The sequence below is a fragment of the Enterobacter asburiae genome (assembly GCF_024599655.1).
Taxonomy (GTDB): Bacteria; Pseudomonadota; Gammaproteobacteria; order Enterobacterales; family Enterobacteriaceae; genus Enterobacter; species Enterobacter asburiae_D.
Genome location: NZ_CP102247.1, coordinates 385714 through 409059, shown reverse-complemented (window position 1 = coordinate 409059; position 23346 = coordinate 385714). Strand labels below are relative to the sequence as shown.

At 59.6% G+C, this 23346-nt stretch carries 26 protein-coding genes; 20 read left to right on the top strand and 6 right to left on the bottom strand.

The window, feature by feature from the left end:
• Positions 1-62: 62 nt before the first annotated feature.
• The 20 genes from NQ230_RS01900 (at position 63) to acpT (ending at position 17163) form a co-directional block, all read left to right on the top strand.
• Positions 63-1112 (top strand): AI-2E family transporter, encoded by a 1050-nt coding sequence (locus NQ230_RS01900; protein WP_032644598.1) that lies wholly within the window; start codon positions 63-65, stop codon positions 1110-1112.
• Positions 1113-1447: 335 nt separating this feature from the next.
• On the top strand, positions 1448-1837 hold the full coding sequence (locus NQ230_RS01895; protein WP_213822700.1) for a lipoprotein: 390 nt from the start codon (positions 1448-1450) through the stop codon (positions 1835-1837).
• A gap of 69 nt (positions 1838-1906) precedes the next feature.
• Complete coding sequence (locus tag NQ230_RS01890) at positions 1907-2971, top strand: class I SAM-dependent methyltransferase (protein ID WP_121426139.1); 1065 nt, start codon at positions 1907-1909, stop codon at positions 2969-2971.
• A 68-nt stretch (positions 2972-3039) separates the two neighbouring features.
• Positions 3040-3762, top strand: coding sequence for a beta-ketoacyl synthase chain length factor (locus NQ230_RS01885; protein WP_257259735.1), 723 nt, complete (start codon positions 3040-3042; stop codon positions 3760-3762).
• Positions 3759-4574 carry a lysophospholipid acyltransferase family protein gene (locus tag NQ230_RS01880; protein ID WP_257259734.1) on the top strand — a complete coding sequence of 272 codons (816 nt, stop codon included), beginning with the start codon at positions 3759-3761 and terminating at the stop codon, positions 4572-4574. Before NQ230_RS01885 ends, NQ230_RS01880 begins: the two co-directional genes overlap by 4 nt.
• A complete protein-coding gene (locus NQ230_RS01875) occupies positions 4555-4812 on the top strand; it encodes a phosphopantetheine-binding protein (RefSeq protein ID WP_008503081.1) in 258 nt (85 codons plus the stop codon). The genes NQ230_RS01880 and NQ230_RS01875 overlap by 20 nt, the downstream gene beginning before the upstream one ends.
• 12 nt (positions 4813-4824) lie before the next feature.
• Positions 4825-5076: an acyl carrier protein gene (locus NQ230_RS01870; protein WP_257259731.1), complete on the top strand. Its 252-nt coding sequence runs from the start codon at positions 4825-4827 to the stop codon at positions 5074-5076.
• Positions 5077-5082: 6 nt separating this feature from the next.
• Positions 5083-5670: a COG4648 family protein gene (locus tag NQ230_RS01865; protein WP_257259729.1), complete on the top strand. Its 588-nt coding sequence runs from the start codon at positions 5083-5085 to the stop codon at positions 5668-5670.
• Complete coding sequence (locus NQ230_RS01860; RefSeq protein WP_257259727.1) at positions 5663-7024, top strand: class I adenylate-forming enzyme family protein; 1362 nt, start codon at positions 5663-5665, stop codon at positions 7022-7024. The genes NQ230_RS01865 and NQ230_RS01860 overlap by 8 nt, the downstream gene beginning before the upstream one ends.
• Positions 7011-7364, top strand: a complete 354-nt coding sequence (locus tag NQ230_RS01855) for an ApeI family dehydratase (protein ID WP_257259726.1) — start codon at positions 7011-7013, stop codon at positions 7362-7364. Before NQ230_RS01860 ends, NQ230_RS01855 begins: the two co-directional genes overlap by 14 nt.
• Complete coding sequence (locus tag NQ230_RS01850) at positions 7355-9052, top strand: glycosyltransferase family 2 protein (protein WP_257259724.1); 1698 nt, start codon at positions 7355-7357, stop codon at positions 9050-9052. Before NQ230_RS01855 ends, NQ230_RS01850 begins: the two co-directional genes overlap by 10 nt.
• Before the next feature lie 3 nt (positions 9053-9055).
• Entirely contained in the window at positions 9056-9478 is a 423-nt protein-coding gene (locus NQ230_RS01845) for an acyl-CoA thioesterase (RefSeq protein WP_023309526.1), read from the top strand.
• Positions 9475-10080, top strand: coding sequence for a LolA family protein (locus NQ230_RS01840; protein WP_008503088.1), 606 nt, complete (start codon positions 9475-9477; stop codon positions 10078-10080). Before NQ230_RS01845 ends, NQ230_RS01840 begins: the two co-directional genes overlap by 4 nt.
• Positions 10049-12373, top strand: coding sequence for an MMPL family transporter (locus NQ230_RS01835; protein WP_257259723.1), 2325 nt, complete (start codon positions 10049-10051; stop codon positions 12371-12373). Before NQ230_RS01840 ends, NQ230_RS01835 begins: the two co-directional genes overlap by 32 nt.
• On the top strand, positions 12370-12948 hold the full coding sequence (locus tag NQ230_RS01830; protein WP_193941785.1) for a DUF3261 domain-containing protein: 579 nt from the start codon (positions 12370-12372) through the stop codon (positions 12946-12948). Before NQ230_RS01835 ends, NQ230_RS01830 begins: the two co-directional genes overlap by 4 nt.
• A gap of 1 nt (position 12949) precedes the next feature.
• Complete coding sequence (locus NQ230_RS01825; protein WP_257259719.1) at positions 12950-14119, top strand: beta-ketoacyl-[acyl-carrier-protein] synthase family protein; 1170 nt, start codon at positions 12950-12952, stop codon at positions 14117-14119.
• Positions 14116-14589 carry a hotdog family protein gene (locus NQ230_RS01820; protein ID WP_193941781.1) on the top strand — a complete coding sequence of 158 codons (474 nt, stop codon included), beginning with the start codon at positions 14116-14118 and terminating at the stop codon, positions 14587-14589. The genes NQ230_RS01825 and NQ230_RS01820 overlap by 4 nt, the downstream gene beginning before the upstream one ends.
• A complete protein-coding gene (locus NQ230_RS01815) occupies positions 14586-15317 on the top strand; it encodes a 3-ketoacyl-ACP reductase FabG2 (RefSeq protein ID WP_159515077.1) in 732 nt (243 codons plus the stop codon). Before NQ230_RS01820 ends, NQ230_RS01815 begins: the two co-directional genes overlap by 4 nt.
• Positions 15314-16543: a beta-ketoacyl-ACP synthase gene (locus NQ230_RS01810; protein WP_121426151.1), complete on the top strand. Its 1230-nt coding sequence runs from the start codon at positions 15314-15316 to the stop codon at positions 16541-16543. Before NQ230_RS01815 ends, NQ230_RS01810 begins: the two co-directional genes overlap by 4 nt.
• Positions 16544-16545: 2 nt before the next feature.
• Entirely contained in the window at positions 16546-17163 is a 618-nt protein-coding gene (gene acpT / locus NQ230_RS01805) for a 4'-phosphopantetheinyl transferase AcpT (RefSeq protein WP_257259714.1), read from the top strand.
• On the opposite strand, the gene arnF is transcribed toward acpT, so the two are convergent.
• The 6 genes from arnF to arnC are packed head-to-tail and all read right to left on the bottom strand — an operon-like array spanning position 17111 to position 23345.
• Complete coding sequence (arnF, locus tag NQ230_RS01800) at positions 17111-17500, bottom strand: 4-amino-4-deoxy-L-arabinose-phosphoundecaprenol flippase subunit ArnF (protein WP_159515079.1); 390 nt, start codon at positions 17498-17500, stop codon at positions 17111-17113. The two genes, acpT and arnF, sit on opposite strands and share 53 nt — an antisense overlap.
• Positions 17497-17832, bottom strand: coding sequence for a 4-amino-4-deoxy-L-arabinose-phosphoundecaprenol flippase subunit ArnE (arnE, locus tag NQ230_RS01795; protein WP_193941805.1), 336 nt, complete (start codon positions 17830-17832; stop codon positions 17497-17499). The genes arnF and arnE overlap by 4 nt, the downstream gene beginning before the upstream one ends.
• The gene (arnT, locus tag NQ230_RS01790; protein WP_257259712.1) at positions 17832-19487 is read right to left on the bottom strand and encodes a lipid IV(A) 4-amino-4-deoxy-L-arabinosyltransferase; all 1656 of its coding nucleotides are present in this window, start codon (positions 19485-19487) and stop codon (positions 17832-17834) included. The genes arnE and arnT overlap by 1 nt, the downstream gene beginning before the upstream one ends.
• Positions 19484-20386 carry a 4-deoxy-4-formamido-L-arabinose-phosphoundecaprenol deformylase gene (arnD, locus tag NQ230_RS01785; RefSeq protein WP_257259709.1) on the bottom strand — a complete coding sequence of 301 codons (903 nt, stop codon included), beginning with the start codon at positions 20384-20386 and terminating at the stop codon, positions 19484-19486. Before arnD ends, arnT begins: the two co-directional genes overlap by 4 nt.
• On the bottom strand, positions 20383-22365 hold the full coding sequence (arnA, locus tag NQ230_RS01780; protein ID WP_257259707.1) for a bifunctional UDP-4-amino-4-deoxy-L-arabinose formyltransferase/UDP-glucuronic acid oxidase ArnA: 1983 nt from the start codon (positions 22363-22365) through the stop codon (positions 20383-20385). The genes arnD and arnA overlap by 4 nt, the downstream gene beginning before the upstream one ends.
• Positions 22362-23345 (bottom strand): undecaprenyl-phosphate 4-deoxy-4-formamido-L-arabinose transferase, encoded by a 984-nt coding sequence (gene arnC, locus NQ230_RS01775; RefSeq protein ID WP_023333737.1) that lies wholly within the window; start codon positions 23343-23345, stop codon positions 22362-22364. Before arnC ends, arnA begins: the two co-directional genes overlap by 4 nt.
• Position 23346 lies beyond the last annotated feature (1 nt).

Below are 23346 nucleotides of genomic sequence, written 5' to 3'. Positions count from 1 at the left end.
GGCCCCAGACGAAGCGGAGCCCGGGCACTACACTTACCGGGTCATCATATTAAGGAACACGCATGATCGCTAACCCGTCCGACAAAGCAGGACTCCACATCTTATTAAAACTCGCCTGTCTGGTGGTTATCCTTGCGGGTATCCATGCTGCCGCCGACATTATTGTTCAGCTCCTGCTGGCGCTCTTTTTTGCCATTGTGCTTAATCCTCTGGTCACCTGGTTTTTACGCCGGGGCGTCAGCCGTCCGGTAGCCATCACCATCGTCGTCATCGTGATGCTGATTGCCCTGACGGCGCTCTTCGGCGTGCTGGCGGCATCGCTGAGCGAATTCTCCACCATGCTGCCGCAGTACAACAAAGAGCTGACGCGTAAGATTGTCGCGCTGCAGGAGATGGTGCCCTTTCTTAATCTGCATATCTCACCCGAACGGATGCTGCGCAGGATGGACTCAGAGAAGGTCATGACCTACGCCACCACCTTGATGACGGGGCTTTCCGGCGCGATGGCCAGCATTCTGCTGCTGGTCATGACGGTGGTGTTCATGCTGTTCGAAGTCCGCCACGTCCCCTATAAGCTGCGCTTTGCACTGAACAATCCACAAATTCACATTGCGGGATTACACCGCGCACTGAAGGGCGTCTCCAAATACCTGGCGCTGAAAACGCTCCTGAGCGTCTGGACCGGGGTCATAGTCTGGCTGGGACTGATGCTGATGGACGTGCAGTTCGCGCTGATGTGGGGCGTGCTGGCCTTTCTGCTGAACTACGTGCCCAATATTGGCGCGGTGCTTTCCGCCGTGCCGCCGATGATTCAGGCGTTTCTGTTTAACGGCTTCTACGAATGTATGCTGGTCGGCGCACTGTTCCTCGTCGTGCATATGGTGCTGGGCAATATTCTTGAGCCGCGCATGATGGGACACCGGCTGGGCATGTCGACGCTGGTGGTGTTTTTATCCTTACTGGTTTGGGGATGGCTGCTGGGCCCGGTCGGCATGCTGCTGTCGGTCCCCCTGACCAGCGTATGTAAAATCTGGATGGAAACCACCAAAGGCGGCAGCAAGCTGGCGATCCTGCTCGGGCCGGGGAGGCCGAAAAGCCGGCTACCCGGGTAACCGACCTACCTGTACAGGTAGGTTTAAACCGTCAGTAATACGCCGTAAATTACCGCGACCTTAATCCGTCGCGGTATTTTTATTTGCGTTAAGGCGATATTCGCCCTGTCTTTATTTACGCCGCACGCATTATGTTGATACGCAATTCATGATTTAACGCAAATTATAAAAAATGAAATTCTTATTTATTTTCCATGATATTATGCCCATCTTCGCGTCAACGTAATGCAAACATTAATATTGATTAAAAAGACATCTGGCGCTAACTAAAGCCGGATGAATATTATTTGTAAAAAACACTACCTTTAATTGTTATTATTGATATGGAGTTGTTGATGAAAAAGATCGTTAAATGGTGTGCTGCTGCCGTATTCGTTGGCGCACTGGCAGGCTGTGCGCGTACCGCCCCAATCGCTCAGGTTCACTCTATTGTCAGCCCGGGTCATACTGCCGATCAGGTAAAAACGGCTATTTTGAAAGCAGGCCAAAAGCGTGACTGGATCATGACGGAAGCGGGTCCAGGGGTGATTAAGGGACGTCTGCAGTCACGCGATCACTCGGTCCAGGTGAGTATTCCGTACACGGCAACAAGCTATTCAATCAACTATGAAAACAGCCTTAACCTGAAAGCGGCAGACGGTAAAATTCACAAAAATTATAACCGCTGGGTGAATAACCTCGACCACGATATTCAGCTGAACCTCTCCGCTGGCGCCGCGCTGTAATATTTTTCTAAAGTCGGGCCGCGTATGGCCCGATAACCTCTCTTTATTGCCCTAAAAGGTTACGCAGTAATGTACGAAAAGGACACACTCAGCGCACTGGATGCCATTACCGAAGCGCAGCGCATCGCCTTTGCCCCGATGTTATTCCAGACTGCGCTTTGTCTGCGTAACTCAGGCGTTCTCGCCTGGCTCGATAAACAAGGTAAACAGGGTGCCAGCCTCGAGGAAATAACCGAACACAGCACGCTCGGCGGCTATAGCGTCAGCGTACTGCTGGATATGGGATTAAGCGGTCGAATCGTTACCCAACAGAATGGACGTTATTTTCTGGCGAAAGTGGGCCATTTTTTACTGCACGACGAAATGACCCGCGTAAATATGGATTTCACCCAGGACGTTTGTTACCAGGGGCTATTTCACCTGGCGGACGCCCTGCAGGAAGAAAAGCCAGCCGGATTAGCCGTGTTTGGCAACTGGCCAACCATCTACCCGGCCTTATCCCAATTACCGGCTCCGGCGAAAGAGAGCTGGTTCGCCTTCGATCATTACTATTCTGACGCCGCTTTTGACGCTGCGTTGCCATATATATTCGCAAGCTCGCCGACAAAATTGTACGATGTGGGCGGAAATACGGGTAAATGGTCGTTACGCTGCTGCCGCTATGACGAAAATGTTGCCGTGACGATCCTCGATCTGCCGCAGCAGATAGCGCTGGCGCAGGAAAACATCGCAAAAGCAGGTTTTTCTCATCGTATTGCATTCCATGCTGTCGATATGCTTAGCCCAGCAGCATTGCCGGGTGACGCCGACGTCTGGTGGATGAGCCAGTTCCTGGATTGTTTCTCTCCGGATCAGATTGTCGCCATGCTGACGCGCGTCGCACAGGTCATGAAGCCAGGCGCACGTTTGTGCATCATGGAGCTTTTCTGGGATGCCCAGAAATTTGAAGCGGCCTCTTTCAGCCTGAATGCCACCTCGCTCTATTTCACCTGTATGGCGAATGGTAATAGCCGGTTTTACAGCGTAGAGAAGTTTTATCGCTATCTGGAGAGCGCAGGTTTCAGCGTTGAACAGCGGCTGGACAACCTCGGGGTCGGTCATACCCTGCTGATATGCACCAAACGTGAACAATAGAGCAGCTTAGCTGCCCGGGTGGCCCAGACTGCCCTTTGAATACGGTTTTTTTTCGCGGACGCGCGTAGATGAAATTTTCACTGAACATTATCGACTGGCAGGCGAGAGCGCCAGGACTCAGCGATGCCACAGAGTGGCAGGCGTGGTCGCGCCTGCAGCTGGCCGTTGACCCAGCGGCCCCGCTTCCCCGGCTGACCGCTCTACCCATGATGACCGCGCGCCGCCTCAATTCAGGCAGTAAGCTGGCGGTGGACATTGGTCTTGCCATGCTGCAAAACCACGCCATTGATGCCGTCGTCTATGCCAGCCGTCACGGCGAGCTGGAGCGCAACTACCGTATTCTGCATGCTCTGGCGACCGGGCAGTCCGTTTCCCCCACCGACTTCGCCATGTCCGTGCACAATTCCGCAGTGGGCAATCTCACGATTACCGCACGCCAGCCCATCGTCTCGTCATCCATTTCGGCCGGGCTGGACACCTTCCAGCAGGCCTTATGCGAAGTGCTGAGCCTGCTGCATGCGGGCTACTCCCGCGTCCTGCTGGTCGATTTTGACGGCGCGCTGCCGGAATTTTACCATTCGGCGTTACCGCCGCAGATGCCCACCTGGCCGTACGCGCTGGCGCTGGTGATTGAATCCGGCAACGACTTGCAGTGCGAAACCCGCAGCGGCAGCACGGGTGAAGAACCCGCCCTGCCGCAAAGCCTGATGTTCCTGCAACGCTATCTCAGCGAGGAACGTCAGTTTGTCGTGCCGGGCGAACGTTTGCTGTGGCAATGGACGCGCGCATGAACCGCCTGGCCGCCCGTATCAACTGGCTATGGCGTCTGGCGATGACCGGCTTCTGCTTCGCGCTGTTTGGCGTGGGCGGGCTGCTGCTGTCGCTGGTCTGGTTCAACCTGCTGCTGATCGTCCAGCGCGACCGCGCCAGCCGTCGTCGCCTGGCGCGTCGCAGCATTGCGGCCAGCTTCCGCTTCTTCCTGACCGTGGCGCGCAGCCTCGGAGTACTGGACTATCGCATTCACAATCTTGACGCGCTGCGCAGCGATCGGGGTTGTCTGGTGGTGGCTAACCACCCCACGTTAATTGACTACGTGATTCTGGCGTCGGTGATGCCGGAAACCGACTGTCTGGTGAAGAGCGCGCTGCTGCGCAACCCCTTTGTCAGCGGCGTTATCCGCGCGGCGGATTACCTGATTAACAGCGAAGCCGGGCCCCTGCTCGCGGCCAGCCAGCAGCGTCTGGCTCAGGGCGACACGCTTTTAATCTTCCCGGAAGGCACGCGTACCCGGTTTGGCGAGGCTATCTCCCTCCAGCGCGGCGCGGCAAATATCGCCGTGCGCTGTAACAGCGATCTGCGGGTGGTGCTGATCCACTGCAGCCAACACCTGCTGGATAAAAAAAGTCGCTGGTATGATGTACCGCCAGAAAAACCTGTCTTCACCGTGGATGTCCGCGACCGCGTGAACATCGACGAATTTTACGATGCAAATGAACAAGAACCGGCGCTGGCGGCAAGGCAGTTAAACCGGCATCTACAGCATCGATTAACATCAGGCCTTCAATCTTTGTCAGGAATTAATGATGCAAGCGCTTTATCTTGAAATTAAGAATCTCATTATCACCACGCTGAATCTGGACGAGCTTACCGCAGAGGACATTGACACCGATGCCGCGCTGTTTGGCGACGGGCTGGGTCTCGACTCTATCGACGCGCTGGAACTGGGTCTGGCCGTGAAAAACCAGTATGGCGTGGTGCTTTCCGCCGAAAGCGAAGAGATGCGCCAGCACTTCTTTTCCGTCGCCACGCTGGCGTCCTTTATTAACGCTCAACGCGCCTGAGATGTGATCACGATGATCGAACAAGAAACCATTTATCAGGAAGTCTGTGGTCTTCTGACCAAGCTTTTTGAAATCGACCCGCAGGATATTTCGCCCGAAGCCCGTCTTTACGAAGACCTGGAGCTGGACAGCATTGACGCGGTGGACATGATTGTTCATCTGCAGAAAAAAACGGGCAAGAAAATCAAGCCGGAAACCTTTAAATCGGTTCGTACCGTTCAGGATGTGGTAGACGCCGTCGAACAGCTTCTGCGCGAAGAGTAAGACACGGTGCGTGGTGGACGGACGTTCCCGGTCATCCCACTGCTGACGGGGCTGATGCTGCTGGCGTGGCCCTTCCTGATTGGATTTGGGCTGACCCATAACAGCCTGCAGTGGCTGTTACCGGTGATGGCGCTGGTATTGCTGCTGCGGCTGCGTCAGGCGCAGCGGAACGCTGGCCCGATGCGGTATGTGGTGCAGTGCGTGGCGCTGGCGGGTATCACGCTCTGCGCGGCCAGCTACCTGCTGAAAACCCACCAGTGGCTGCTGCTCTACCCGGTGGTCGTCAACCTTGTGATGCTGGCCGTGTTCGGGGGGTCGCTGTGGACCGCAATGCCGCTTGTCGAGCGGCTGGCGCGCCTGCGCGAGCCAAATTTGCCCCCGGAGGGCGTGCGCTATACCCGCAAGGTGACCCTCGTCTGGTGCGGCTTTTTCATCGGTAACGGCGCGATGGCGCTGTTCACCGTCCTCCACGGCGACATGCATCTGTGGACGCTGTGGAACGGTATGGTGGCCTACATCCTGATGGGGACGCTGATGGCGGCCGAGTGGCTGGTACGCCAGCGGGTGATAAAAAAAGAGATGCACAATGACTAACCCCCTTCCGCTGGGCCAGTGGCTAAACGCGCCGCGCCCTGACGATACGCCCGTTGCCTGGCTTGACGATCGTACCTGGACGCTGGGCCAGCTGCGCCACGACGTGACCTTACTGGTCGACACCCTGCGTCAGCAGGATGGCGAACGCTGGGCGCTGTGCTTTGAAAACAGCTACCTGTTTATTGTTGCGCTGCTGGCCTCGCTGCACGCCGGTAAAACGCCGGTCATTCCCGGCCATAGCCGCGTCTCGCAGCTTGAAGAGCAGCAGGCGTTGTTTAGCGGCATTCTGAGCGATCGGACTCTCGGCTTCCATGGGAAGCTGATCGTGGTGGCCTCAAGCCATCAGACGGCTAGCCGCTGGGCGGCCCTGCCGGAGATTGACGAAAGCCGCTTCGTTGAACTGTTCACCTCCGGCTCCACGGGTACCCCGCGCCGGGTGATTAAGCACATCGTCAGTCTGGATCGCGAAGCCCGTCTGCTGGCTGACCGCTTCGGCGATCGTCTGGCCGGCTGTAGCGTTGTCGCCTCGGTCGTACCGCAACATCTGTACGGTCTGACATTCCGCATTGTCTTGCCGATGGCGCTGGGCCTGCCGCTGCATGCCGCGATGCTCTACTACGCTGAGCAGCTGTCCGCCCTTCCTCATGACAGGCATTACCTGTTCATCAGCAGCCCGGCGTTCCTGAAGCGCCTGGATACCGAGCTGGCCGCGCCGCCCGTCAGGATGCTGATTTCAGCAGGCGGAATGCTGCCCTGGTGTGACGTCTCCACCACCGCGGGCTGGCTTAACATCTGGCCGGACGAAATTTATGGCAGTACCGAAACCGGGATCCTCGCCTGGCGCCATCGCCAGCAGGATAACGTCCCGTGGCTCGCGTTCCCCGGCGTCATATTCCATCAGGAAGATGACGCCTGTCGCGTCACGTCGCCACTGATCCATGAGGAAGAAGGACTCCAGCTGGACGATATCCTCCACTTCGACAGCGAGGGGCTGTTCAGCATCGTCGGTCGTCGCGGGCGGGTGGTCAAAATTGAAGAAAAGCGCATCTCGCTTAATGAGATCGAACGTCGCCTTCTGGAGCTCGACGGCATTTGCGAAGCGGCTGTACTGCCGGTCACGCGCGGAGGCCGTCAGGGGATTGGCGCGCTGCTGGTCCTGGACGAAGCGGTTCGTCAGCGCGGGTATATGCAGGATAAAAAAGCGCAGGAGTTCGCCTGGCGTCGCGCCCTGCTGCCGTGGCTTGAGCCGGTCGCCGTTCCGCGCTACTGGCGCATTGTCGATGAAATGCCGGTAAACAGTATGAACAAGCGTGTCTATGCGCAGTTAGAGGAGTTATTTCATGAAAATTCATGAAATTGAGCGCCACCAGACACAGCCGGAGAAGCTGGAAATCATTTTGCATCTCGACGCGGCGCTGTTCTGGTTCCAGGGCCATTTTGCCGTACAGCCGCTGCTGCCCGGCGTTGCGCAGCTTGACTGGGTGATGCACTACGCCACGACCTTACTGGCACCGGGCTACCGCTTTCACAGCATTCAAAACGTGAAGTTCCAGGCGCCTCTGCTGCCGGAAACCACGGTGACGCTGGTGCTTGAGTGGCATGCCGAACGTGAGATGCTGACCTTCAGCTACCAGCGTCACGCCGGGGCGGAACGCCATACCGCCAGCAGCGGAAAAATCCGTCTATGTCAGTGATCTTTCGCCCCTGCGTACTGATCCCGTGCTACAACCACGGCGCCATGATCGCCAGCGTGCTGTCGCGTCTCGCACCGTTCGGCCTGCCGTGCCTGGTGGTGGATGACGGCAGCGAAGCGATCACCCGTCAGGAGCTCGAATGCCTGGCGGCGGAGCAGCCGCAGATGACGCTGATCCGTCTGGCGCAAAACGCCGGGAAAGGTACCGCGGTCATCAGGGGGCTGGAGGAATGCGCGCGCGCGGGCTTTACCCACGCCGTGCAGGTGGACGCGGACGGTCAACACGCCATCGAAGATATTCCCAAACTGCTGGCGCTGGCAGAGCGCCACCCGGACGCGCTGATTTCCGGCCAGCCCATTTACGATGATTCCATTCCACGCTCGCGACTCTACGGTCGCTGGGTAACCCACGTCTGGGTGTGGATTGAGACCTTATCCCTGCAGCTTAAAGACAGCATGTGCGGCTTTAGGGTCTACCCGGTCGCGCCCACGCTGCGGCTGGCAGCGCGTGAAACGCTCGGCAAACGGATGGACTTTGACACCGAAGTGATGGTCCGTCTCTACTGGCAGGGCAACACCAGCGTCTTTCTGCCCACCCGCGTCACCTATCCGCAGGACGGGCTGTCCCACTTCGACGCGTTAAAAGATAACGTGCGGATCTCCCTGATGCATACCCGGCTGTTCTTCGGCATGCTGCCCCGCATGCCCGGCCTGCTTTTCCGTCGACGCCGCCAGCACTGGGCGCAGCAGGACGAGGTCAAGGGTCTGTGGGGGATGCGCCTGATGCTGCGCGTCTGGGAACTGCTGGGTCGGCGTGCTTTTACCGTGCTGCTGTGGCCGGTAATCGGCGTGTACTGGCTTATCGCGCGTCCGGCGCGGCAGGCCTCGCGGCAGTGGATTGCGCGCGTGAAGCAAGAGCTGCGTCAGCGGAACATGCCTGTTCCCTCACGGCTCAACATCAACAGCTTTTTCCATTTTATGCGCTTCGGCAATGCGATGCTGGATAAAGTCGCCAGCTGGCGCGGTGAGCTGAAGTTTGATCGCGACGTGGTCTTTGCCCCCGGCGCGAGCGAAGCGCTGGATATCGCGGCGCCGCAGGGCAAGCTCCTGCTCGCCTCGCACCTTGGCGACGTAGAAGCCTGCCGGGCGCTGGCTCAGCTGGAAGACAGCAAGATCATCAACGCTCTGATCTTCAGCGAAAACGCCCAGCGCTTTAAGCAAATTATGAGCGAAATGGCGCCCCAGGCCAGCGTGAACTTGATGTCGGTTACCGACATCGGCCCGGACACCGCGATTGCTATCAAAGAGAAGCTTGAGCGCGGAGAGTGGGTCGCCATTGTGGGCGATCGCATCGCGGTGAATCCGCAGCGTGGCGGCGAGTGGCGCGTGATCTGGAGCCCGTTCATGGGCCAGCCTGCGCCGTTCCCCCAGGGGCCGTTTATCCTGGCCTCCATCCTGCGCTGCCCGGTGGTGCTGATTTTTGCCCTGCGCCAGCAGGGGAAGCTCACCCTTCACTGCGAACCGTTTGCCGACCCGCTGCGCCTGCCGCGCGGTGAACGCCAGCAGGCGCTGCAGGATACCGTCGATCGCTACGCGCAGCGGCTGGAGCATTACGCCCTCATGTCGCCGCTCGACTGGTTTAATTTTTTCGATTTCTGGCATCTGCCAGAGTCCAGAGAGAAGGAGTAAAGGGTGCTGACCGATCCCCGCTTTACGACTGAAGTTGAGATCACCGTTCCGTTCCACGACGTCGATATGATGGGCGTGGTCTGGCACGGCAACTATTTCCGCTACTTTGAGATCGCCCGCGAGGCGCTGCTCAATCAGTTTGACTATGGCTATCGCCAGATGAAGGCCTCCGGCTACGTCTGGCCCGTCGTCGACACCCGGGTGAAATACCGCGATGCGGTGACCTTTGAGCAGCGTATTCGCGTCCGCGCGCACGTTGAAGAGTATGAAAACCGCCTGCGCATTGCCTATCAAATTTTCGATGCGCAGACCGGCAAACGCACCACCACCGGTTACACCATCCAGGTGGCGGTAGAAGAAGCTACCCGCGAAATGTGCTTTGTGAGCCCGGCAATACTGTTTGAACGAATGGGAGTGACGCCATGAAATGGTTGCCTTTGCTGGCGCTGATCGTCAGCCCGCTGGTCAGCGCCGTGACGCTGGATGAACTGCAGCAGCGCTTCACCGAGCAGCCCGTGGTGCGCGCGCACTTCGAACAGGTTCGCACGATAAAAGATATGCCGCAGCCGCTGCGCTCGCAGGGCGAGATGCTGATCGCCCGCGACAGCGGCCTGCTGTGGGATCAAAAAGCGCCGTTTCCGATGACGCTCCTGCTGGATGACAAGCGGATGGTTCAGGCAATTAACGGCCAGCCGCCGCAGACCATCACTGCCGACAATAATCCGCAGATGTTCCAGTTCAACCATCTTCTGCGGGCCCTGTTCCAGGCCGACCGCAAGGTGCTTGAAGAGAACTTCCGCATCGATTTTAAAGACCTGGGCGCGGGCCGCTGGTCGCTGGTGCTCACGCCAAAAACGACGCCGCTGGACAAGATTTTCGCCACCCTCGATCTGGGCGGCGCGACCTATCTGGAGACGATTCGTCTCAACGACAAACAGGGCGACCGGACCGATATCGCTCTTTCACGCCACCAACTGACGCCCGCCAGCCTGACCGATGACGAACGCCAACGCTTTGCCGCACCGTAAATCCCTGCGCCCGGCGCTGCTGTGGGCCACGCTATGCCTGATTCTGCTGGGCGTGCTGCTGTCGCTGCTGCCCGGCGCGCGTCTGAACAGCAGCGTGCTGGCCATGCTGCCGAAACAGACGCTGGGGGCGATCCCGCCAGCGCTCAACGACGGATTTATGCAGCGTCTCGACCGCCAGCTGGTCTGGCTGGTCAGCCCCGGCAAAGAGCCGGATCCGCACGTGGCGCAGCAGTGGCTGGCGCTGCTGCAAAGCAGCGACGCGCTCAGCAAGGTCAAAGGCCCGATGGACGCCGCCGGGCAAAAGGCCTGGGGAGAATTCTTCTGGCAGCACCGAAATGGCCTGATCGATCCCGCCACCCGCGCCCGCCTGCAAAACGGCGGAGAAGCACAGGCGCAGTGGATTTTATCTCAGCTCTATTCGGCCTTTTCCGGCGTCAGCGGCAAAGAGCTGCAAAACGATCCCCTGATGCTGATGCGCGGCTCCCAGCTCGCTCTGGCGCAAAACGGCCAGAAGCTGCGGCTGATGGACGGCTGGCTGGTCACAAAAGATGAGGCGGGAAACTACTGGTATCTGCTTCACGGCGAGCTGGCAGGATCGTCATTTGATATGCAGCAGACCCACCGGCTGGTGACGACGCTTAACGCGCTGCAGGAGACGCTAAAAGCTCGTTACCCTCAGGCACAGCTGCTTTCGCGCGGGACGGTATTCTACAGCGATTACGCCAGCCAGCAGGCCAAACGCGACGTCTCGACGCTGGGCATCGCCACCCTGCTTGGCGTGTTCCTGCTCATCGTGGCGGTATTCCGCTCTCTGCGCCCGCTGCTGCTGAGCGTGCTCTCGATTGCCATCGGCGCGCTGGCGGGCACGGTGGTGACGCTGCTGCTCTTTGGCGAACTGCACCTGATGACGCTGGTGATGAGCATGAGCATCATCGGTATTTCAGCCGACTATACGCTCTACTACCTGACCGAACGGATGGTACACGGCGCGGAGCACTCTCCCTGGCAAAGCCTGGCGAAAGTGCGCAATGCGCTGCTGCTGGCGCTGCTGACGACCGTCGCCGCCTACCTGATAATGATGCTGGCCCCCTTCCCCGGGATCCGCCAGATGGCGGTATTCGCCGCCGTGGGGCTGAGCGCCTCCTGCCTGACGGTGATTTTCTGGCATCCGTGGCTGTGCCGGGGTTTACCGGTGCGCCCGGTCCCGCTGATGGTCCTGATGCTGCGCTGGCTGGCCGCCTGGCGACGCAATAAAAAACTGTCCGTTGGTCTGCCCGTCGCGCTGGCGCTGCTCTCCGCCGTGGGGATGAGCACCCTGAGGGTGGACGACGACATCGCCCAGCTGCAGGCCCTGCCGAAGGATATTCTGGCGCAGGAGAAGGCCATTACCGCCCTGACCGGACAGAGCGTCGATCAGAAATGGTTTGTGGTTCATGGCGCCTCGCCTCAGCAAACGCTGGAGCGTCTGGAAGCCTTTACCCCGGCGCTCGCACAGGCGCAAAAAGCGGGAGAGATTGTCCGCTGGCGTACCCTGCCGCTGAACTCGCTGGCCCGCCAGAAAAGCGATCTTACGCTGCTGCGCGACGCTGCCCCTGCGGTAACGAACGTGCTGAAAAGCGCCGGGCTTAACGCCGTATCCCCGAATCTCGACGCCATGCCGGTCAGCGTGGACGCGTGGCTGAAAAGCCCGGCCAGCGAAGGCTGGCGTCTGCTCTGGCTGACCCTGCCCGACGGGGAAAGCGGCGTGCTAGTGCCGGTGGACGGCGCGAAAAATAGCGCGCATCTCGGTGAACTTGCCGCGCGCCATGACGGCGTCGTCTGGGTCGATCGCAAAGCCAGCTTTGACAGCCTGTTTGCCCTCTATCGCACGCTGCTGACGGGGCTACTGTTTGCCGCGCTGGCGGTGATTGCCTGCGGGGCAATGCTGCGCCTCGGCTGGCGTAAAGGGCTGATAAGCCTGGTGCCGTCCGTGCTGTCGCTGAGCTGCGGGCTGGCGGTCCTGGCCGCAACGGGCCACCCGGTGAACCTGTTTTCACTGCTGGCGCTGGTTCTGGTGCTCGGCATCGGCATTAACTACACGCTGTTTTTCAGCAACCCGCGCGGTACGCCGCTGACCTCAATGCTGGCGATTACGCTGGCCATGATGACCACGCTGCTCACGCTGGGCATGCTCGTCTTCAGCGCCACCCAGGCCATCAGCAGCTTTGGTATCGTGCTGGTGAGCGGTATTTTTACCGCCTTCCTGCTGGCTCCGCTGGCGATGCCGGATAAGAAAGAGAGAAAACGTAAATGAACGCTTTTTACCGCGCCGCCGCGCTGGCCGCGGCGCTGCTGCTGGCAGGCTGCAGCCATTCGACCGATACCAAAGAGACGCGTCCCCAGGCCTGGCTCCAGCCGGGAACTAAAGTTACGCTCCCGCCACCCGGCATTAGCCCGGCGGTCAGCTCCCAACAGCTGCTGACCGGCAGCTTTAACGGACAAACGCAGTCTCTGCTGGTGATGCTCAACGCGGATGCGCATAAGGTGACGCTGGCCGGGCTCTCTTCCGTGGGCATTCGCCTGTTCCTGGCGACGTACGATGAGACCGGTATTCATACCGAGCAGTCGATCGTCGTGCCGCAGCTGCCGCCAGCCAGCCAGGTGCTGGCCGACGTGATGCTCAGCCACTGGCCGATTAGCGCCTGGCAGCCACAGTTGCCCAAGGGCTGGACGTTAACGGACAATGGCGATCGACGCGAGCTGCGCAACGCCAGCGGCAAGCTGGTGACGGAGATTGTCTACCTGCAGCGCAAGGGCAAGCGCGAACCGATCAGCATCGAGCAGCACGTATTCAAATACCACATCACCATTCAATATCTGGGTGACTGAGATGATTTATATTTCCGCTGTTGGCATGGTCAACGCGCTGGGCAACTCGCCTGACGAGATTGCCGAGAACCTGACGGCTGGCGTGGCGCCGGGGATGCACGCCCGGACCGGCTGGCTGCAGGGTTCACCCGAAGCCGTACTGGGCGGCGTGGAAGGCGAGCTGCCGACCATCCCGGACACCTTGTCCGCACACCGCACCCGCAACAACCAGCTGCTGCTGGCCGCGCTGGCACAGATTCAGTCGACCGTTGACGAGGCCATCGCCCGCGTCGGCCGAGACCGCGTGGCCGTGGTGCTGGGAACCAGCACCTCCGGGCTGGATGAAGGCGATGAGCACGTTAGGCGCATGACCGACGGCGAGACCAGCACGCCCTGGCAGTATCCGCAGCAGGAGCTGGGCGATCCGTCCCGCTTCCTTGCCAACTGGCTTCAGCTCGAAGGCCCGGCCTATACGATCTCGACGGCCTGCTCTTCCAGCGCGCGGGCGATGATCGGCGGCAAGCGCCTGATCGAAGCCGGGCTGGTGGATATCGCCATTGTCGGCGGAGCAGATACCCTGAGCCGAATGCCCGTCAACGGTTTTAACAGCCTTGAATCCTTCTCCCCTACGCTCTGCGAGCCGTTCGGCCGCGACCGTCGGGGGATCACCATCGGTGAAGCCGCCGCGCTGATGGTGCTGAGCCGTGAGCCCGCCGACGTGGCGCTGCTCGGGACGGGCGAATCCAGCGATGCTTACCATATTTCCGCTCCGCATCCGCAGGGCGAAGGGGCGATAAGGGCTATCGCTCAGGCGCTTAACGAAGCGGGCATGCAGCCGCAAGATATCGGCTACATCAACCTGCACGGCACGGCCACGCCGCTCAACGATCAGATTGAATCGCAGGTGGTACACGATCTCTTCGGGGAAAGCGTGCCCTGCAGCTCAACCAAACACCTTACCGGCCATACGTTGGGCGCTGCCGGTATTACCGAAGCGGCCCTGAGCTGGCTGATCCTGACGCGCGATCTGCCCTTGCCGCCGCAGGACTTCGCCCGCTACGCACCGGACGACACGCTGGCGCCGTGCGGCCTGCTGCACCAGCGCGCCGCCCTGAAAAAGCCGTTCATTTTGTCTAACTCGTTCGCGTTTGGCGGCAATAACGCCAGTATTCTGCTGGGGAGAGCGTCATGAGCTACTTATTACCCGTCGACTATTTGCCGCACGATGCGCCAATGATGCTGCTGGCGTCCGTTGAGTGCGTCACGGACGACACGGCGGTTTGCCGCGTCGCGGTCAACAGGCAAAGCGTCCTGGCACCGTTTCTGAATGCCGATGGCGACCTGCCGGGCTGGTACGCGCTCGAGCTGATGGCGCAGACCGTCGGCGTCTGGTCGGGCTGGCATCGCCAGCAGCAGGGGCAGGATCATATTGCGCTGGGCATGGTGCTCGGCGCGCGCGAGCTGATCTGCGCCAGCGGGCGTTTTACGCAGGGGCTGACGCTGGACATCACCGTAAAACTGCTGATGCAGGACGAACGCTTCGGCAGTTTTGAATGCGCGATTTCCGCAGATGAAGAGACGCTGGCCACGGGCCGGGTCAACACCTTCCAGCCGAGCGCAGAAGAATTAACATCGCTTTTTAATCAGGGATCTAACGCATGAGTCGTTCCGTACTGGTCACAGGGGCCAGCAAAGGCATAGGGCGCGCCATCGCCCGCCAGCTTGCCGCCGACGGGTTTACCGTAGGCGTGCATTACCATCGTGATGCCGCAGGCGCGCAGGAGACGCTGGACGCCATCACGCAGGCGGGTGGCAACGGTCGTTTACTCGCCTTTGATGTGGGCAACCGCGAACAGTGCCGCGAGGTGCTGGAGCAGGAAATTGAAGCCCATGGCGCATGGTATGGCGTGGTCAGTAACGCCGGGATTACGCGCGACGGCGCCTTTCCGGCACTGAGTGAAGACGACTGGGACAGCGTTATCCACACCAATCTCGACAGTTTTTATAACGTCATTCACCCCTGCGTTATGCCGATGATTGGCACCCGTAAAGGGGGGCGCATTATCACCTTATCGTCCGTGTCCGGCGTGATGGGCAACCGCGGTCAGGTGAACTACAGCGCGGCGAAAGCGGGCATTATCGGCGCCACCAAAGCGCTGGCGATCGAGCTGGCAAAACGCAAAATCACCGTGAACTGTATTGCCCCGGGGCTGATTGATACCGGCATGATTGAGATGGAAGAGGCCGCGCTGAAAGAGGCGATGTCCATCATTCCAATGAAACGTATGGGCCAGGCTGAGGAAGTCGCCGGGCTGGCAAGCTATCTGATGTCAGATATTGCGGGGTACGTCACCCGCCAGGTCATTTCCATTAACGGAGGAATGCTATGACGCGTCGCGTGGTGATTACGGGCATGGGCGGCGTGACCGCCTTTGGCGAAAACTGGCAATCCGTTTCCAGCAGGCTGCTGGCGTATGAAAACGCGGTGCGTAAAATGCCGGAATGGCAGGTGTATGATGGCCTGCACACCCTGCTGGGCGCGCCGATCGACGATTTCACGCTGCCGGAACACTATACCCGCAAGCGCATTCGCGCCATGGGCCGCGTGTCGTTGATGTCGACCCGCGCCACCGAGCTGGCGCTGGAGCAGGCGGGACTGATTGGCGAAGCGGTGCTCACCAACGGGCAAACGGGTATCGCCTATGGCTCATCCACGGGCAGTACCGGACCGGTCAGCGAATTCGCGACCATGCTCACCGAAAAGCACACCAATAACATCACCGGGACAACCTACGTCCAGATGATGCCGCACACGACCGCGGTGAATACTGGCCTGTTCTTTGGGTTACGCGGCCGCGTCATCCCGACGTCGAGCGCCTGTACCTCCGGCAGCCAGGCGATTGGCTACGCCTGGGAGGCGATTCGCCACGGGTATCAGACCGTGATGGTCGCGGGGGGCGCGGAGGAGCTGTGTCCATCTGAAGCGGCGGTATTTGATACGCTGTTCGCCACCAGCCAGCGCAATGACGCGCCTAAACACACCCCATCGCCATTTGATACGCAGCGCGATGGCCTGGTGATTGGGGAAGGTGCGGGTACCCTGATCCTCGAAGAACTGGAGCATGCCAAAGCGCGCGGGGCCACGATCTACGGCGAAATCGTGGGCTTTGCCACTAACTGTGACGCGGCCCATATCACCCAGCCTCAGCGTGAAACCATGCAGATTTGCATGGAGCAGTCGCTGGCCATGGCGGGATTAAGCGCCCTGGATATGGGGTATATCTCCGCACACGGTACCGCCACCGATCGCGGTGATATCGCCGAAAGCCTGGCCACCGCGGCTATCTATGGTGACAACGTGCCGGTTTCCTCGCTGAAGAGCTATTTTGGCCATACGTTAGGGGCTTGCGGCGCGCTGGAAGCGTGGATGAGTTTGCAGATGATGCGTGAAGGCTGGTTTGCCCCGACGCTCAATTTAACGCAGCCGGATGAGCAATGCGGTGCTTTAGATTATATTATGGGAGAAGCCCGTCAGATTGACTGCGAGTATCTGCAGAGCAATAACTTCGCGTTTGGCGGCATCAACACCTCGATTATCATTAAACGCTGGGCGTAACTATGTACCAGTTTGTACTGGGAAAAATCTCCACTCTTTGCGCGGACCCGCTGGCGTCAACGCTCGCAGACAGGGCACCTCAGGGCGCCCGACAGGCCTCCTGGCTGGCCGGGAGGACGCTGCTCGCCAGAACGTTATCCCCTCGCCCGCTCCCCGACATCATTTACGGCGAGCAGGGCAAACCGGCCTTTGCGAAGGGGGATCCGCTGTGGTTCAACCTGAGCCACAGCGGTGACGATATCGCCCTGCTGATGAGCGATGAAGGCGAAGTCGGCTGTGATATCGAAGTGATTCGCCCGAGGAAGAACTGGCAGGCGCTGGCTAATGCGGTATTCAGCATGACCGAGCATCATGAGCTGGAGCGTGAAGCGCCCGAGGAACGACTTTCCGCGTTCTGGCGCATCTGGACGCGGAAAGAAGCGATTGTGAAACAGCGTGGCGGCAGCGCCTGGCAGATTGTCAGCATCGACAGCACCGCGCAGACGCACGCGGTAAGTCAGCTACAGGTCGGATCGCTGAGCCTTGCCGTCTGCACATCGACCCCTTATACCCTGACCCACGAGTCGATTATTCACGTTGGGACGTTCGGGGCAGAAAAATCACTAACACACCCAGAATAATAAACCCGACGCCCACCAGCCCGTGCCAGGAGAAGCGCTCCTCCCAGCCCGGCAGCAGGATCGCGGCGCCCCACACCAGAATATAGCTGAGGCTCAGCAGGGCATAGGCTTTGCTGAGCGCCATACGGTGCAGCGCCAGATACCAGCAGCCCATCGAGGCCACGTACCCCATCAACCCCAGCATCAGCGCACCGGTGCCGGACGAGAAGTGCCACAGCGCGGAAACAAACACCTGGATCTCACTGACCGGTGGCAGTGCCTGCATGGCCTCGCGCAGCAACAGCTGCGCCGCGCTGACTAACAGCACGCTGCATAAGGCCCAGAACGCGCCTTTCACAGGCTCCCTCCTAGCACAATAATCCCAATAATGATGAACCCTACCCCCAGCCAGTGATGCGGCGCGACGTTCTCACGCCAGAACGCCTTCGCCGCCAGCGTCACCCAGACAAAATTGAGGCTCAGCATAGGATAGGCGACGCCGACGGGCAGCCGTTGCAGCACCACCAGCCAGACCAGCATCCCGCTGCCCAGCGCAAGCAGTGCCAGACCCAGCCACAGCGCGATATGCGCCCCACGCCGCCCGGCTTTCGCCGGACGGGTGGCTTGTTTCTGGCACAGCTGCCCCGCGCAGCTGAGCAGGCTTGCCAGTATCAGCCAGATCCAGGTCATCACTTCGGCAGATACTCCAGCACGGCCAGACGCCCCTGAATATAGAGATTGTCCGGCTGCGGTAAATTCGCCTGTGAAATATCGTCGCGTTTTGAGAGCAGCATCACCAGCGACACGCGGCCCTGCTGGCGATGCGTTGCCAGCCACTGCGCGAAGTCGTCCTCACTGACAAAACGATCTTTCACATCGGGGTAATCCAGCCCGTAGCGCAGTTCGCCGCTCTGACCAAACAGGGTGATGTCACTGCGCTTCAGCTCCCACGCCAGGCCCGCGGCCACGCCAACGTTATTGGCCAGCACGAATCGACTCTCCTGCAGCGGCTCGCGCACGGTATCCACCAGCGACTGCGGCTGTTTGGAATCCACCACCAGGTTAGGAATGGCAAAACCAATCAGCAGCGCCAGCCCTGCGGGGCACAGTGCCGCCAGCCACCAGCGCTGCTGGCTCTGCCTGAGCGTAAACCAGCCTACCGCCGCCCAGATAAGGAACGCCACCACCGCACAGAAGACTTTATACAGTTCAACCGACGTCCAGACCGGATGCTTCGACAGTCCCCACGGCGAGACCACCAGCGCCGCCACCACGCCGATAACGCCAAACGCCAGGTTAATCCCGCCGTTAATGCGTAACGCTTTGGCACCTTTCTCCGCCGCGAGGCAGGCATAGCGGGCCATCAGGATAGCCAGCGGGGCAAAGCACGGCAGGATATAGGTCGGCAGCTTGCCTTTGGCGATGCTGAAGAACAGCAGCGGCATCACCACCCAACCCAGCAGATAGAACCCGCCACCCGCGTTTTGTCGGTCATTCCAGCCGAGGCGAAACGCACCGGGCAAAAGCGCCAGCCACGGCAGGCTGCCCGCGATCAGGAACGGTATGTAGTACCAGAACGGGGCTTTGTGCTGCGCGTCGCTCTGGGCAAAACGCTGAATATGCTCAACCCAGAAGAAGTAACGCCAGAAGTCAGGCTCACGCTGCGCAATAGCCAGCCCCCATGGCAGAACAATCAGCACGCAGCTCAGGATCGCGAGCCAGCCCAAAATCAGCACCTCTTTCCAGCGCTTCTGGGCAATTACCCACGGCAGCACGCCAATCACCGGTACCGCCAGCGCCAGGAAGCCTTTGGTCATCACCCCCATCCCGCAGGCCAGCCCAAGCAGCACATAGCCACCCGCTTTTCCGGCAACGGTTTGGGCCTGTGACGCCAGCCAGAAGCTGCACATCGCCGCCACCAGCCACAGGGTGATGATAGGATCCAGCACCGCATACGTGCCGATGCCATACACCAGGAACAGGGTCAGGAAGATAAGACCGGAGAAAATGGCTGTCCGCTTATCTCGCCAGAGACGCCAGGCCATCCAGATGACCAGCAGCGCCGCTAACCCGGTGGAGAATATGGACCCGGCGCGCACGGCGAGGTTGGTGTGCCCGAACAGCAACTGCCCGATGCTGTTGATCCAGTAGCCAGCAATCGGTTTTTCAAAATAACGCAGCCCCATAAAATGCGGGACAACCCAGTCTCCGGATGCCAGCATTTCGCGGCTGATTTCCGCATAGCGCGTTTCATCAGGCTGCCAGAGCAGACGAATATCGACCGGAATGAGGTAGTAAACGATAAACAGTGCGAGAAGCGCTAAGCCATAACGGGCTGTTTTCATGGGACCGGACTCACGGTTTGTTGATAGCCAAGCCAGCCTTCCCGGCCAGCCATTTCATTGCGTACGACTTTGCCCACCGGCAGGGTGCTGAGGTCGTCCGGCAGCAGCTCGCTCAACGGGCAGAATTCAATGCCCTCCTGAGCGGCCATCGTCAGCAGCTCATCGAAATCATGCTGATACGCAATCCCTTCCACTTCGGCATGGATGGTATACACCGGCGTACCGGCGTCACGATGGATGCGGTCCAGAATGTAGCGATTGAACTCATCAGCCTTCACCTCGCGTCCGACCACTTCATCCCAGGTGGGAAGCGTGACCGGAATTTGCACGGTACCGTAGCGATTTTCGCCTAACAGCGGCAAAAAGGGCCCGATTCCGCGGCAATCGCTGTTGTAGCGAAACGCGAAGGCTTCTTTGGCTTTAACGACGCGCTGATCCGCACGCCATCCCGCCACGGCGGAGCAGCGCACGGGCTGGCCGGTAATGGCCTCCAGCTCCAGCATCCCACGCTCGACCTCACGGGACAGACGCGGGATATCCCAGACGCCCGCCCAGGCTTGCCAGGCATGATGATCCCAGGCATGCAGGCCGACCTCATGTAGCCGGGCCGCCTCACGGATAACGGCTTCATTACCCGCGCCGATGCGTCTGCCGGGCCAGGCGGTGCCGGCCAGCAAAATATCCCAGCCGTAGAGGGATGCTGCGCGCGAGCGCAGCATTTTGAACAGAAATGCCGGTTTAACCAGACGCCATAAATGGCGTCCCATGTTGTCAGGCCCCACGCTGAAGAAAATGCTGGAACGCACACCGTGCTTGCTCAGCAGTTCCAGCAGTTTGGGTACGCCGTCACGCGTTCCCCTGAAGGTGTCGACATCAATGCGTAAACCGACTTTTTTCATGAGTCCTGTTCCGACAGCTCCACGGTGCGCAGGAAGAAATCGAGCGTCTCATCAATGGTCTGCTCCATCTTCACCGTCGGCGTCCAGTTCAGGCAGCGCTTCGCGTTGCGAATGCTTGGCTTACGGTGCTCAACGTCCTGGTAGCCCTTACCATAGTAGCTGCTGCTTTCCACTTCGCGGAAACCGGCAAACGGCGGGAATTTATCGCGCAGCGGATGACGCTCAAAGCTGGCCAGCAGCATCTCGGCCAGCTCGCGAATGCTCGCTTCGTTGTCCGGGTTACCGATGTTGATGATTTCACCGTTGCAGCGGTTATCTTTGTTTTCGATGATGCGGAACAGCGCTTCGATACCGTCGCTGATATCGGTAAAGCAGCGTTTCTGTTTCCCGCCTTCGATAAGCTTAATTGGCGAGCCTTCCACCAGGTTCAGGATCAGCTGGGTGATCGCACGGGAGCTGCCGATACGCGCCGCGTTCAGGTTATCCAGACGCGGGCCCATCCAGTTGAACGGACGGAACAGGGTAAAGCGCAGGCCTTCTTTCTCACCGTAGGCCCAAATCACGCGGTCCAGCAGCTGTTTGGAGACGGAGTAAATCCAGCGCTGTTTGTTGATCGGCCCGACCACCAGGTTGGAGGTGTCTTCATCGAAGTTCTTATCGGTACACATACCGTACACTTCAGACGTGGACGGGAAGATGATGCGCTTGTCGTATTTCACGCAGTCGCGGATGATCTTCAGGTTCTCTTCGAAGTCCAGCTCGAACACGCGAAGCGGGTTACGGGTGTACTCAATCGGGGTGGCAATGGCGACCAGCGGCAGCACCACGTCGCATTTTTTAATGTGGTATTCGATCCACTCGGAATGGATGCTGATGTCCCCTTCCACGAAGTGGAAACGCGGGTTGTTGAGGAAACGGCTGATGGCGTCAGAGCCGATATCCAGACCGTAGATTTCATAGTTATCGTCTTTGAGCAGACGTTCAGTCAGGTGGTTACCGATAAAACCGTTCACGCCGAGGATCAGCACGCGGGTACGGCGTTTGATGGCAACAACCGGGGCGCTGGTGATCAGCGCCCCGGCCACCAGACCCAGAGACTGCGCCAGCTGCGTGCCCTGAACGTACAGGCCGTTGTCGGTTTGTCCGGTGACGATCTCCAGCGCCTGCTCGCCGCAGCTTACAATCAGCGGGGAGACAGAGACAACGGTGCCCGGTTTGGCAGCCGGAATATCGTCACGCACGCGGGATTTCCAGACGATAAATTTGCTTACGCCAGCAAAGCTGTACGCGCCCGGCCACGGGTCGGTCACGGCGCGCACCAGGTTGTGCAGCTGGCGGGCGGGCTTGTTCCAGTCCAGACGACCATCTTCCGGCGTGCGGCGGCCAAAGCTGCTTGCCTTGCTCTCATCCTGCGCGGTCTCGCTGAAGGTGCCGTTGAGGATGCCTGGAAGGGCATCACGCAGCAGCGTCTGCGCCGTTGCATTCAGCTTTTGATGCAGCTGCAGCGCCGTTTCGTCCGCATCAATAGCGACCTTCTGCTGTGCCACGATAGCGCCCGCGTCAGCGCGGCGCACCATGCGGTGCAGCGTCACGCCCGTTTCCGTTTCACCGTTCACCAGCACCCAGTTCAGCGGAGCGCGGCCGCGGTAGGCGGGCAGCAGAGAACCGTGAAGATTAAAGGCGCCTTTTGCGGCCAGACCTAAGATCTCGTCGGAAAGCAGGTTGCGATAGTAGAACGAGAAGATTACGTCAGGCGCGAGCGCGCGGATGCGATCCACCCACAGCGGGTGGTTTACGTCGTCCGGCGCGTAAACCGGGATCCCACGCTCGGCGGCGATACGCGCCACAGAGCCGAAAAAGTTATTCTCTCCGGCCGTGTCCGGATGGGTAAAGATTGCCGCAATGTCATAGCCCGCTTCCAGCAGGGCCAGCGTGCCCGTGCACCCCATATCGTGATAGGCAAATACAACAGCTTTCATGGGTGAATTTCCTCTTGAGATGCTTTGTGTTCCTGACGGACAACACGTTGAATAAAGTAGCGCGGACGCGCGCGAACATCGTTATAAATACGGCCAATGTATTCACCGAGAAGGCCCATCCCGACAAACTGGGCGCCGATGAACATAAACAGCACGGCAAAGAGCATGAAGACACCTTCCGCCGCCCACTGCGGGCCAAAGACCAGTCGCAGTACCACCAGCAGGACGGACAGCGCAAACCCGGCCACGGCGATGATGCTGCCGAAAACGCTCAGCAGACGCAGCGGTGTGGTGGTCAGGCAGGTGATGAGGTCATACATCAGGTTGATGAGACGCATAAAGCTGTACTTCGATTCCCCGTGCTCGCGCTCGGCGTGCAGAACCGGAATTTCCGTTGCCTTACGGGCAAAGGTGTTGGCGAGGATCGGAATAAAGGTGCTGCGCTCATGGCAATGCAGCATGGCGTCGACAATATGGCGGCGGTAGGCGCGCAGCATGCAGCCGTAATCGCCCATCGCTTTGCCGGTCGTGCGCTGAATCAGTCGGTTAATCGTGCGTGAGGCCAGCTTGCGGAACAGGCTGTCCTGACGGTTCTGGCGAACGGTGCCAACCACGTCATAGCCTTCATCGGCTTTGGCGACCAGGCGCGGGATCTCTTCCGGCGGGTTTTGCAGGTCAGCGTCCAGGGTGATGATCAGATCGCCCGTGACGTGGCTAAACCCCGCCATAATCGCCGAGTGCTGGCCGTAGTTGCGGTTGAGCAGCACGGCCACAATGTGGCTGCCTTCAGCCTGCGCGGCCTCGGTCAGCATCAGCGCGGAATTATCGCTACTGCCGTCATCCACCAGCAGAATTTCGTAAGCCTTGCCCATCGTGTCGCAGGCGGCCGTTGTACGGCGGATCAGTTCGGGCAGGCTCTCCTGCTCGTTATAAACCGGGATGACCACGGAAACTTTTTGTACGGGCGGTGCACTGAACATA

Bases quoted from the DNA above. Each gene is read 5' to 3' on its own strand.
- NQ230_RS01825 (WP_257259719.1), top strand. From the start codon at position 12,950: ATGATTTATATTTCCGCTGTTGGCATGGTCAACGCGCTGGGCAACTCG.
- NQ230_RS01810 (WP_121426151.1), top strand. From the start codon at position 15,314: ATGACGCGTCGCGTGGTGATTACGGGCATGGGCGGCGTGACCGCCTTT.
- NQ230_RS01895 (WP_213822700.1), top strand. From the start codon at position 1,448: ATGAAAAAGATCGTTAAATGGTGTGCTGCTGCCGTATTCGTTGGCGCA.
- NQ230_RS01830 (WP_193941785.1), top strand. From the start codon at position 12,370: ATGAACGCTTTTTACCGCGCCGCCGCGCTGGCCGCGGCGCTGCTGCTG.
- NQ230_RS01855 (WP_257259726.1), top strand. From the start codon at position 7,011: ATGAAAATTCATGAAATTGAGCGCCACCAGACACAGCCGGAGAAGCTG.
- NQ230_RS01850 (WP_257259724.1), top strand. From the start codon at position 7,355: ATGTCAGTGATCTTTCGCCCCTGCGTACTGATCCCGTGCTACAACCAC.
- acpT (WP_257259714.1), top strand. From the start codon at position 16,546: ATGTACCAGTTTGTACTGGGAAAAATCTCCACTCTTTGCGCGGACCCG.
- arnT (WP_257259712.1), bottom strand. From the start codon at position 19,487: ATGAAAACAGCCCGTTATGGCTTAGCGCTTCTCGCACTGTTTATCGTT.
- NQ230_RS01870 (WP_257259731.1), top strand. From the start codon at position 4,825: ATGATCGAACAAGAAACCATTTATCAGGAAGTCTGTGGTCTTCTGACC.
- NQ230_RS01875 (WP_008503081.1), top strand. From the start codon at position 4,555: ATGCAAGCGCTTTATCTTGAAATTAAGAATCTCATTATCACCACGCTG.
- NQ230_RS01900 (WP_032644598.1), top strand. From the start codon at position 63: ATGATCGCTAACCCGTCCGACAAAGCAGGACTCCACATCTTATTAAAA.
- NQ230_RS01840 (WP_008503088.1), top strand. From the start codon at position 9,475: ATGAAATGGTTGCCTTTGCTGGCGCTGATCGTCAGCCCGCTGGTCAGC.
- NQ230_RS01885 (WP_257259735.1), top strand. From the start codon at position 3,040: ATGAAATTTTCACTGAACATTATCGACTGGCAGGCGAGAGCGCCAGGA.
- NQ230_RS01880 (WP_257259734.1), top strand. From the start codon at position 3,759: ATGAACCGCCTGGCCGCCCGTATCAACTGGCTATGGCGTCTGGCGATG.
- NQ230_RS01860 (WP_257259727.1), top strand. From the start codon at position 5,663: ATGACTAACCCCCTTCCGCTGGGCCAGTGGCTAAACGCGCCGCGCCCT.
- arnC (WP_023333737.1), bottom strand. From the start codon at position 23,345: ATGTTCAGTGCACCGCCCGTACAAAAAGTTTCCGTGGTCATCCCGGTT.
- NQ230_RS01815 (WP_159515077.1), top strand. From the start codon at position 14,586: ATGAGTCGTTCCGTACTGGTCACAGGGGCCAGCAAAGGCATAGGGCGC.
- arnD (WP_257259709.1), bottom strand. From the start codon at position 20,386: ATGAAAAAAGTCGGTTTACGCATTGATGTCGACACCTTCAGGGGAACG.
- NQ230_RS01820 (WP_193941781.1), top strand. From the start codon at position 14,116: ATGAGCTACTTATTACCCGTCGACTATTTGCCGCACGATGCGCCAATG.
- arnA (WP_257259707.1), bottom strand. From the start codon at position 22,365: ATGAAAGCTGTTGTATTTGCCTATCACGATATGGGGTGCACGGGCACG.
- NQ230_RS01890 (WP_121426139.1), top strand. From the start codon at position 1,907: ATGTACGAAAAGGACACACTCAGCGCACTGGATGCCATTACCGAAGCG.
- NQ230_RS01835 (WP_257259723.1), top strand. From the start codon at position 10,049: ATGACGAACGCCAACGCTTTGCCGCACCGTAAATCCCTGCGCCCGGCG.
- arnE (WP_193941805.1), bottom strand. From the start codon at position 17,832: ATGACCTGGATCTGGCTGATACTGGCAAGCCTGCTCAGCTGCGCGGGG.